This window comes from Virgibacillus carmonensis (assembly GCF_057836705.1).
The window spans coordinates 1-1,006 of sequence record NZ_JBYQFJ010000084.1; the positions used below are offsets into that span (position 1 = coordinate 1).

The 1,006-nt window shown below is 33.2% G+C and carries 2 protein-coding genes; both read left to right on the forward strand.

The genetic code is table 11. From position 1 onward, the window contains the following. Nucleotides 1-263 precede the first annotated feature (263 nt). Nucleotides 264-524, forward strand: coding sequence for a hypothetical protein (locus AC3G7N_RS20585; RefSeq protein WP_489424031.1), 261 nt, complete (start codon nucleotides 264-266; stop codon nucleotides 522-524). Nucleotides 525-725: 201 nt separating this feature from the next. Then, on the forward strand, nucleotides 726-920 hold the full coding sequence (locus tag AC3G7N_RS20590) for a hypothetical protein (RefSeq protein WP_489424032.1): 195 nt from the start codon (nucleotides 726-728) through the stop codon (nucleotides 918-920). The last annotated feature ends 86 nt before the right edge of the window (nucleotides 921-1,006 follow it).

Consider the following 1,006-nt stretch of genomic DNA (forward strand, 5'->3'; position numbering starts at 1 on the left):
TATGGAAACATACTTCCAAAAAATTAGCGGAGGGTTTGTACGGGTTTTTACCTCGAGATGAGTCCTGCCCATCTGATGGTGATACTTGGTAGCCAACAGTTACTGTTAAAGAAGTCTTGAAAGTTAAGCAATAGGGCGATTTTGTTTAATAAAAAGTTCTTGTCAAAAACAACGACACTCTTAGAAATCACAGATGGTAAAATTATACACATAGTAGTAAGCTTTAATTTAGTGACTCTTTTGAAAAAAAGGGGGGATTTAACTTGAAAAAAAGTTTTAGTTTTATTTCAATTTTAATTACGTTGTTGGTTGTTGTAACTTATATTTTTATAGCTCCGGATATTGAAATGATAGGAGATAATTTCTTTCAAATGGCAACTATAGGTTTATTAATTTCATTAATTCTTGCTTTATTTAGTGAAAAAGGGATTTGGAGGAAAGTTGCGTTAGGAAGTGTTGTCTCTGTAATAGTGCTGTTTGGAATTTTTATTATTGTTATAAGGTTTATTATTAGTGGTCCTTAAGCCTGCTTGTAAAATCAACGGTGCATCAGTCAACAAAGACCAGTTTGTTTTTATAACAGAGATAGCAAAGTTCCTTTGATCACTATCGTGGCGCATTTCCGGAGTAAGGATCTGCGCCTATTAAGCCGAATGGGATAAGAAATCCCCCTTTTCCTGAGCACGGAACAGGTCGTTAGATTGAGCTAAAAGGAGTTGATAAGCTTGGCTACTTTTGCAGAAGTCTTACGAGCAATTTCTGTTGTAATACTAATTATTAGTTCTTCGTTTTATTTTCGGTATTTGTCAAAAACTAAAAAACAAAGAACACTTTCTACATTTGAATTAACAATGTACATAATCATTCAGGTTGCATATATCTTCTTTGCAATCAGTTTATTAATTTTTAGATTTGTTTAGTTATTGTTGTATTCTATTACACTGCCGCAAAGGGCGCAATTGTGGAGAATCACAGCCAAAAAATGATCAAACTTCATTTTAAAGCA